The following is a 9,293-nucleotide window of genomic DNA, read 5'->3' on the forward strand; positions in this document are numbered from 1 at the left end:
GCCAGCCCCGATCGCCAGCCCCGATAACCGCAGGAAACGATTATGGCTGCCGACCCGACCACCACCGCTATCCGCAGTTCCGCGCGAACGGGGCTGGATGCCGACGCGCTGAAGCGCGGCGTGCTCGACAATCTCATCTGCCTGCAGGCCCGTCCGCCGGGCATCGCTACCCCGCATGACTGGTACATGGCCCTTGCCTACAGTGTGCGTGATCGCATGCTGGCGCGCTGGGCTGCGACGTTCCAGACCTATGCCGAACGCGAGTTGAGGGTGACTTGCTACTTCTCCGCAGAGTTCCTGATCGGACCGCAACTCGGCAACAACCTCGTCAATCTGGGTATCGAGGCCAATGCGCGTGCCGCCATGCAGGCGCTCGGCCAGGACCTCGACGCGCTGCTCGCGATCGAGGAAGAGCCGGGACTCGGCAATGGCGGGCTCGGACGGCTTGCCGCCTGCTATCTGGACTCACTGGCGACGCTCGAAATACCGTCCGTGGGCTACGGCATACGCTATGAGTTTGGCATCTTCGATCAGGAGATCCGCGACGGCTGGCAGGTGGAAGTTACCGACAAGTGGTTGCAGAAGGGCAACCCGTGGGAGATCGTGCGCCCGAACGTGGCTTACTACGTTGCGTTCGGCGGACATACGCAAAGCGAGACCGATCCGCAGGGCCGCCTGCGCGTGCAATGGATTCCGGCGCACATGGTCAAGGGCGTGGCCTGCGATACGCCGATGCTGGGATTCCGGGTCAATACCTGCAATACGCTGCGCCTGTGGAAGAGCGAAGCCGTCGAGTCCTTCGATCTGCAGGACTTCAACGCTGGCGATTATTACCAGGCCGTGCAGGAGAAGGTGATATCCGAAACGCTATCCAAGGTACTTTACCCCAACGACGAGCCCGAAGCCGGCAAGCGGCTCCGTCTCGCGCAGCAGTACTTCTTTGTCTCCTGCTCGCTGCAGGACATGCTGCGCCTGCTCGATCTCAAGGGCGAACCCGTTGGGCGCTTCGCGGACATGTTTGCGGCGCAACTGAACGATACCCATCCTTCAATCGCCGTTGCGGAACTGATGCGCCTGCTCGTGGACGTGCGATTGCTGCCTTGGGACGAGGCGTGGAGCATCACCCGGCGCACGCTCGCTTATACGAACCATACGCTGCTGCCTGAAGCACTCGAGACTTGGGGGCTGCCGCTCTTTCGCGGCCTGCTGCCGCGCCCGCTCGAAATCATCTACGAGATCAACCGCCGCTTTCTCGACGAGGTCCGGCAACGTTATCCCGGCGACGACGCACGCCTCGCGAGGATGTCGATGATCGACGAGGCAGGCGAGAAAAAAGTGCGCATGGCGCATCTGGCGACTGTCGGGTGTTGTGCCGTGAACGGCGTGGCGGCGCTGCATTCCGCGTTGCTCAAGCAGACCGTGATGCGCGACTTCGCGCAACTGTGGCCCGAGCGCTTTCATAACGTGACCAATGGCGTCACCCCGCGTCGCTTCATGCTGCTCAGCAACCCGGGATTGGCGCGGCTGCTGGACAAGACGGTGGGGGAGGGATGGGTGACCGACCTCACGCGGCTTCGGGCTCTCGAAGCGCATGCCGACGACGCGGCCTTCCAGGACGAGTGGCGCGGCGTCAAGCGTGCGAACAAGGAGGCTCTGGCGCAGCACATGCGGAGCGCGGTTGGTGTCGTCGTCGACCCTACCGCGTTGTTCGACATTCAGGTCAAGCGCATTCACGAGTACAAGCGCCAGCACCTGAATGCGCTATACGTCGTTACGCTGTATCAGCGTTTGCGTCGCGACCCGCAACGGGCTGTCGCGCCCCGCTGTTTCGTGTTCGGCGGAAAAGCGGCGCCGGGGTATGCAATGGCCAAGCTGATCATTCGACTGATCAACGGTGTGGCCGAAGTCGTGAACAATGATCCTGCGATGGATGGCAGGCTGAAGGTCGTGTTCTTCCCGGACTTCAACGTGAAGAACGCACACTTTATCTATCCGGCCGCCGACTTGTCCGAGCAGATCTCCACCGCCGGCAAGGAAGCGTCAGGCACCGGTAACATGAAATTCATGATGAACGGCGCACTGACCATCGGGACACTCGACGGCGCGAACGTCGAAATCCGGGAGGAAGTGGGCGATCAGAATTTTTTCCTTTTTGGCCTGACCGCAGACCAGGTGGAGCAGATCCATTGCGAGGGCTATCGTCCGGCGGATTGCGTGAATGCGAACGAGGAACTGCGTGAAGCACTGGATCTGATCGCGGGTGGGCACTTCTCGCGTGGAGACCGCAATATGTTCCGCCCGTTGATCGAAAATCTGCGGCAAACCGATCCGTTCCTCGTGTTGGCGGACTATGCGGCCTACGTGGCGTGCCAGGAGGAGGTGAGCGCCGCCTGGCAGGATGCGAGACGCTGGACCCGTATGTCGATACTCAACACCGCGCGGGCGGGCAAGTTCTCCTCCGACCGCGCGATACGCGAGTATTGCGAACAGATCTGGAAGATTCACCCGGTGAGCGTCGATCTTGACCAGCGACTCTGAAACCGGCCCGGCCCGAGTTTATCCGGTTCATCCCGGATCCCGTTTCCCCCCGGGCGCAACGGTTGTGCCCGGGGGAGTCAACTTTTGCGTTTTCAGCCGCCACGCAACGCAGGTGGAACTTCTGCTCTATGCGGCCCCGAGCAGTCGCGAGCCGTTCCAGATCGTCCCGCTCGTGTCCGAGCGTAATCGAACCTTCTTCTACTGGCATGTGCTGGTGGAAAACCTGCCGCTGCACATCTGTTACACATGGCGCGCGGACGGACCGCGGGACACGCAGCATACCGGCTGCGCGTTCGATCCGAGCAAGGAACTGCTTGATCCTTTTGCCCGTGCCGTGTCAACTGATCTATGGACACGGCGCCCTGCTGGCGATACGGCCGACGCCGGGCATGCAACACACCGCGCGATCGTGACGGAGCCGATGCTCGCGTCCGGCAGCCGAGCATCGCGCGGACTGGACGACGCGATTATCTACGAGTTACACGTCGGCGGTTTCACCCGCCATCCTTCGAGCGGTGTAGCGCATCCCGGAACGTTCGCCGGTTTAATCGAAAAAATTCCGTATCTGAAGCAGCTCGGCGTCACCCACGTCGAACTGCTGCCGGTCATGGCCTTCGATGAGCAGGACGTGCCGCAAGCCGCAGCCGTGCGCGGGCTTTGCAACTATTGGGGCTACAGCACGCACAGCTACTACAGCCCGCATCCCCGATACTGCATCGATACCAATCGCGCTCCGCAGGAATTCCGGGAGCTCACGGACGCGTTGCATGCCGCGGGCATCTTCGTGCTGCTCGATGTCGTTTTCAACCATACGGCGGAAGGCGATGCTTCAGGGCCGGTGATTAACTTCAAGGGCCTGGCGAACGACATCTTTTACCATCTCGACGGGGGCGACCGGCGCCGCTACCGCGATTACACGGGCTGCGGAAATACGGTCAATTGCAACCATCCTGTGGTAACCGCATTCATTGTGCATTGCCTCGAATACTGGGTGGAGGAGCTGGGCGTCGACGGATTCCGCTTCGATCTGGCAAGCGTATTCGCGCGCGACCAGCGAGGCGATCTGATGGCCGACCCGCCGATTCCCTGGGCTATCGAGTCTTCGCGAGTGCTTTCGCGCGTGCCGCTGATCGCCGAAGCATGGGATGCTGCCGGTCTTTATCACGTCGGCGCTTTCCCTGGCATGGCCTGGGCCGAGTGGAACGGCCGCTACCGGGATGTGATTCGCCAATTCGTGCGCGGCGATCGCGGCCTCGTCGGCAAAGTTGCCAGCTGCATCGCGGGAAGCTCGGACCTCTATGCGGACGACGGCAGGCTCCCCAGCAACAGCATCAATTTCGTCACTTGCCACGACGGCTTCACGCTAAACGATCTGGTGAGTTACGAGGTAAAGCACAACGAAGCCAACGGCGAAGAGAATCGCGACGGCAGCGATGCAAATATCTCGTGGAACTGCGGCACCGAAGGCGAGACCGACGACCCTGAAGTGCTCCGCTTTCGACGCCTCCAGGCGCGGAATCTGATTGCCATCCTGTTCTTGAGCCGGGGCGTACCGATGCTACTCGCCGGCGACGAGGTACTGCGCAGCCAGCGTGGCAACAACAACTGCTATTGCCAGGACAACGCACTTGGCTGGTTCGACTGGACGCCGTCAGATGCCGGTATGGACATGTCCCGCTTCGTGCGTGAGTTGATTGCGTTGCGCAAACGGCACGCGAGTCTGCACCGTGCGCGCTTTTTCACCGGGCGTCCCGCAAGCGGGCAGACGCACCCCGACGTGGCCTGGCACGGCGAGCGCCTGCATGAGCCCGCATGGCACGACCCGGAAGCCCGTCTCCTCGCTTTCACGCTTGCCGGGCAAGCTTCCGACGAGCCGCTGCTGCACGTGGTGTTCAACATGGACCAAGTCGCGCGCCTCGTCGCGCTTCCTGACCTCGACGAGCGGGGCTGGCGGCGCGTCGTCGACACGGCAGCCGTCCCACCGCACGACATCGTCCCGCTTGCCGAAGAGGTCAGGGCGGAAAGCAAAGCATGTCGTGTGCAAGCGCGAAGTGTGGTGGTTTTCGAAGAGAGGTGAACGGACCTGCCGAGCGACGTGACGGCATGAATGACCATCGCGACCCCAAGCAGGTTGCATTACTTCTCGGATGTATTGGTGAACTACATCGGCAAGGACAGCGCCGTGAGGATCGTAGATGTCTCCGTTGTCGAGCGGGCGGTCCATCGCTCTACCACTGTTGAACACGATCCGAATCTGCACGTGTACTGGCCCGACGCCCTGCCGGCGTTACCTCCTCAAGGACCGATGTAGCACAAATGAATATCGGTGTATTCGACGATGGGAGCACGAACGCGTACTAGAAATCATGCGGCGTCGACCCGACCGAGCGCCGAACGCAATGACCGTACGGCCCTTCCATTAAGTTGCACCGTTTTCCGGGTACTTCATGTCCACCCAATCATCGAGGGCATGGAAGTGCGCTTCCAGGTCAATCGTTGCGTAGGGGCTCGTTATGCGTCGCCGTATTCTTCGAATCGCGCTTTCGAGTGTCGCGCTCATAAGTTTGCCAGCGTGGGCGGACACACCTCCCATTGTAGATGCCAGCACTCGGTGGCAATTCGCTCTGACGCCCTATGTCTGGTTGCCCAGCGTCGACGGTTCGATGCGTTTCTCGTTGCCGGACAACGGAGAGGCCGATGCATCGACTGGCCCGTATAACTATTTCCAGAACATCCGTTTTTTTGCGATGCTGCAGGGCGAAGCGCGCAAGGGCGACTGGAGCATCTTCGCCGACGCAATTTATCTGAACTTCGGCAATCACTCCGCAACAGTACAGACAAAGGGCAGCGGTGCTCTCGAGCGTCAACTGGAAAGCAGCGGCGAAACCAGCTTCGAGGGCGTATTGATTCAGTTGGGTGGCGGCCACACCGTCGTACAGCTGTCGCGCGTCACACTCGATGCGATTGTGGGCATCCGCTATCTTGGCGTGCGCAGCTCGCTCGACGTGTCTCGCAACACCACTGCTGGAGGTGCCGGACTAGGTTTCACCCCGGAATTCGACGCGTCGCAAAGCGCGGATATCTATGACGGGTTTATCGGCGTTCGCGGTCGAATGTCACTCACCGGCGATGGCCACTGGTACGTTCCGTTCTATCTCGATGTAGGCACCGGTACATCGGACTTTACCTGGCAGGCTGCGTCCGGTATCGCGTATGCAATGAAGTGGGGCGACGTCACCCTGTCATATCGCTATCTCGCGTTCTACGGTTCGGGTGATCAACTTGTTCAAAGTCTGCGTTTCAAGGGCCCAGTCCTGAGCGCGACGTTTCGATTCTAGATTCGATCCGGATTGCACAGCTGGCTGGTTGCGGTCTGGAAACCGTTTTGTAGCGATCAACTCCGTCGAGCAGCGGGCGATCCTGGCGTGGCATAGCGTTCGTAATGGTTGGCTGGAGGAACGTCTGTGTCACTGCGATGTCACCCTAGCGCGCGACAACCACCGTGGTCTCGGATTCATACGTGATCCTCACGTGACTATGGCGCGCGAGAGACTGCATCACTTTGACGAGCTCGGGGCGGCTGACCCGGACCGAATGCGCCGTACCTTCCTTGTCCTCGATCGTCAGCAGGTTGAGCTTGTGATCGACGCCGGTGACTTCGGCCACGCCCTGGAAGACTCTGAGCGCCTGAAACTCCTCTTGTCCGGCACCCGGAGAATACTGGGTCAGCTTGACCGTGCGGTTCAGGCGCGTGAGCGGCACGCCCTTCGCGAGCGACAGCTCAGTGACATAGGGTTCCAGATAGCTCGCCGTGACCTTGTCGCCGATTTTGACGGCGCTGAGTGCGTCCCGGTGGTTTTTAGCGTTGAAACTCAGATCCTCGTGGCCCGGCACGGTCACGACGATGATTGCGTTTCGCTGGTCGATCAGGCTGACGGTGCCGCTCTCGCTGTCGACGGATGCGCCGCTTGGGACGGCTTGCGCAGCCGCCGACGGGACGGCGTCGTCCGCACCGCACTCGGGAATCCATGCGGCGGACAAGCCCAAAGCCGCAAGAATGCAAATACAGCGGCGGGCAGCGGAAATGCGTGTATTCGATCGGAATGGCATGGCAGTCACCTTGTGCGATCAGGTACTTGTTTGCGATGCGCGCGTCGCGCCCGGCCTGTTCATTACTGCCTTGGCCGGAGCGAGACCATCTTGTCCACGGCGCGCCTTGAACCGCCGCTGCACTTCGTTCTGCGCTGCAGGTGCTCATGTACGGATTTGCTCATAGCGGTGTGCCACAGACCGTTTCGCCACGGGCGTTCTTCGCGCACTCTGCAAACGCGTTCGCCGACAGCATCACGCACGCCAGCATTATCAGAGTCTTCATGGACATTCCCCCGTGACGGCTGCGGCGATAAATGCATTCTCGGCGTCAAACGAATCTTGTCCGGGGTGATGGCCAGCCTCGCAATTTGGCAGTGCCGTCTATCAGTGTAGGTCTTTCAGGGGCAATTCGCGCGGGCGAACATGTACCGCGAGGCTCGCGGTGGACTGATCTCGAAGGTGAGTCCCATCGTGAACGGATAGTTTCATGCTCTTGAATACGGCGGTCGACGTTGGCACTTACCGTTGATCAGTCGTAGCGGTAGACTCCGTGCCGGGTCTTGCGCCCGAGACGCCCAGCAGCCACCAGTTCGCGAAGCAAAGGGCAGGCGCGATACTTCTGATCGCCAAGGTCCTTCGCGAGTACCTCTAACACGGCGAGGCAAACATCGAGGCCCACCAGATCCGCCAATGCAAGCGGTCCAATGGGGTGATTGGCGCCAAGACGCATCCCCTCGTCAATTTCTTCCGCCGTTGCGACTCCCTCCGCCAGAACGAAAAATGCCTCGTTGATCATCGGCACCAGAATCCGGTTGACGACGAATCCTGGCGAGTTCTTGACCCCGATTGGCGATTTGTCGAGCCGGCGGGACAATTCGTGAATTGCGTCGACAGTTTTCGTGCTGGTCTGCACACCACGGATGATCTCGACGAGCGGCATCAGGGGCACCGGGTTGAAGAAGTGCATGCCGACGCAGCGGGAAGGATCGGCAAGATTCGATGCCAACGATGTTATGGAGATCGACGAGGTGTTCGTGGCGATAATCGCGTGTTGTTTTGCGACCGCTTCGATCTGCTTCAGGACCGCGCGTTTCAGCTCGACCTGTTCGGTTGCGGCCTCGATGACCAGATCCACATCGGCGAGGCGCTGATAGTCGGTTGAAGTATCGATGCGCGCCAGCGTCGCGCTGGCCACCTCCGCGGCGATCGTATTCTTCGCTACAAGCCGCTCCAGGCTCGACCGCAATGCCGCCATGCCTCGCGTGAGGGCAGTCTCGGTGACGTCGATCAGAACGACCTTGAGTCCGGCCGTTGCGGCGATCTGCGCGATACCACTGCCCATCGTTCCGGCGCCGACGACGCCGATCGTTTCAATGGTCATGTTCGATCTCCGATAGTCAAATAGTTCATGGCGATGCCTGGAGGTTTTCGAAGATAGCCGCGATACCCTGACCGCCGCCAATGCACATGGTCACCAGCGCGAAGCGCCCGTGAACACGCTTCAGTTCGTGGAGAGCCTTGACGGTGATCAATGCGCCGGTTGCGCCGATCGGATGACCCAGTGAAATGCCGGACCCGTTGGGGTTCACTTTGTCAGCGTCGAACTGGAGTTCTTGTGCGACGGCGCAGGCTTGTGCGGCGAATGCTTCGTTTGCTTCGATCACGTCGATATCGCGAATCTCCAGACCCGCGCGTTGGAGCGCGATGCGCGTGGCTGGCACGGGACCGATGCCCATATAGAGCGGATCCACGCCGGCATGAGCGTAGGACACCAGCCGGGCCAGCGGCTTGAGCCCGCGTTGTTCGGCAACTCCTCGCTCCATCATCAGGACGGCGGCGGCAGCGTCATTGATACCGGATGCGTTACCCGCCGTTACGGTGCCACCGGTCTTCTGAAAAGCAGGTCGCATACCGGAAAGGTCGTCAAGGGAGACGTCTGGACGCACGTGCTCGTCCGTGTCGAACAACACCTCTTTCCCCTTGACCCGGCGCGTTACCGGAACAATCTGCTCCTTGAAGCGCCCTTCGGCGATCGCGCGCGCCGCACGCCGGTGCGATTCCACAGCCAATGCGTCCTGCTGTTCGCGCGTGATGCCATATTTCTGCGCAACGTTCTCTGCCGTGATCCCCATGGGAACAGCATGGAAGGGATCATTAAGCGCGCCGAGCATCATGTCGATCAGACGCGCATCGCCCATCCGCACGCCAAAGCGTGTGTCGGGAGTCATGTAGGGCGCACGGCTCATGTTTTCCGCGCCGCCACCGATGGCAACGTCGGCGTCACCCAGCAGAATTGCTTGCGCGGCAGAGATAATGGCCTGCAATCCAGAGCCGCACAGGCGGTTCACGGTCAGTGCCGGCGCCGCTTCGGAGACACCTCCGTTAATGGCGGCCACGCGTGCCATGTACATGTCTTTGGGTTCAGTTGCGATAACATTGCCAAAGACTACATGTCCTACCTGATCGCCGGCAACATTGGCCCGTGCCACTACCTCTCGCACTACAAGCGCTGCAAGCTCGGTCGGCGGCACGTCTTTCAGGCTTCCGCCGAACTTTCCAATGGCGGTGCGCACACCGCTCACAATAACGACCTCTCTTTGCACGTTGCACTCCTTGATTTAGATGGCGCACGCAGGCATCGTTTCCGACGCCCCGGGTATCGA

6 protein-coding genes and 1 pseudogene are annotated in these 9,293 nt (G+C 60.8%); 4 read left to right on the forward strand and 3 right to left on the reverse strand.

All coding sequences use genetic code 11. The features are described 5' to 3' along the window. The first annotated feature begins 42 nt into the window (after window positions 1-42). The 4 genes and pseudogenes from P0D80_RS31150 (at window position 43) to P0D80_RS31165 (ending at window position 5,876) form a co-directional block, all read left to right on the forward strand. Window positions 43-2,538 (forward strand): glycogen/starch/alpha-glucan phosphorylase, encoded by a 2,496-nt coding sequence (locus P0D80_RS31150; protein WP_408289640.1) that lies wholly within the window; start codon window positions 43-45, stop codon window positions 2,536-2,538. Further along, window positions 2,522-4,615, forward strand: a complete 2,094-nt coding sequence (glgX, locus tag P0D80_RS31155; RefSeq protein WP_408289643.1) for a glycogen debranching protein GlgX — start codon at window positions 2,522-2,524, stop codon at window positions 4,613-4,615. The genes P0D80_RS31150 and glgX overlap by 17 nt, the downstream gene beginning before the upstream one ends. An 84-nt stretch (window positions 4,616-4,699) precedes the next feature. Further along, window positions 4,700-4,949 (forward strand): annotated as a pseudogene (locus tag P0D80_RS31160) (IS5/IS1182 family transposase); the annotation flags it as partial. 252 nt (window positions 4,950-5,201) lie between these two features. Further along, window positions 5,202-5,876, forward strand: a complete 675-nt coding sequence (locus P0D80_RS31165) for a hypothetical protein (RefSeq protein WP_408289646.1) — start codon at window positions 5,202-5,204, stop codon at window positions 5,874-5,876. Window positions 5,877-6,021: 145 nt separating this feature from the next. Here the strand turns inward: P0D80_RS31165 and P0D80_RS31170 are convergent, their stop codons facing one another. The 3 genes from P0D80_RS31170 to bktB form a co-directional block, all read right to left on the reverse strand. After that, window positions 6,022-6,648: a hypothetical protein gene (locus tag P0D80_RS31170; RefSeq protein ID WP_408289649.1), complete on the reverse strand. Its 627-nt coding sequence runs from the start codon at window positions 6,646-6,648 to the stop codon at window positions 6,022-6,024. 511 nt (window positions 6,649-7,159) lie between these two features. After that, the gene (locus P0D80_RS31175) at window positions 7,160-8,011 is read right to left on the reverse strand and encodes a 3-hydroxybutyryl-CoA dehydrogenase (protein WP_408289665.1); all 852 of its coding nucleotides are present in this window, start codon (window positions 8,009-8,011) and stop codon (window positions 7,160-7,162) included. Between the two features lie 25 nt (window positions 8,012-8,036). Next, window positions 8,037-9,233: a beta-ketothiolase BktB gene (bktB, locus tag P0D80_RS31180; RefSeq protein ID WP_408289652.1), complete on the reverse strand. Its 1,197-nt coding sequence runs from the start codon at window positions 9,231-9,233 to the stop codon at window positions 8,037-8,039. Between the last annotated feature and the right edge of the window lie 60 nt (window positions 9,234-9,293).

The organism is Paraburkholderia sp. RL17-373-BIF-A (assembly GCF_046030175.1).
In the GTDB taxonomy this organism is placed as follows: domain Bacteria; phylum Pseudomonadota; class Gammaproteobacteria; order Burkholderiales; family Burkholderiaceae; genus Paraburkholderia.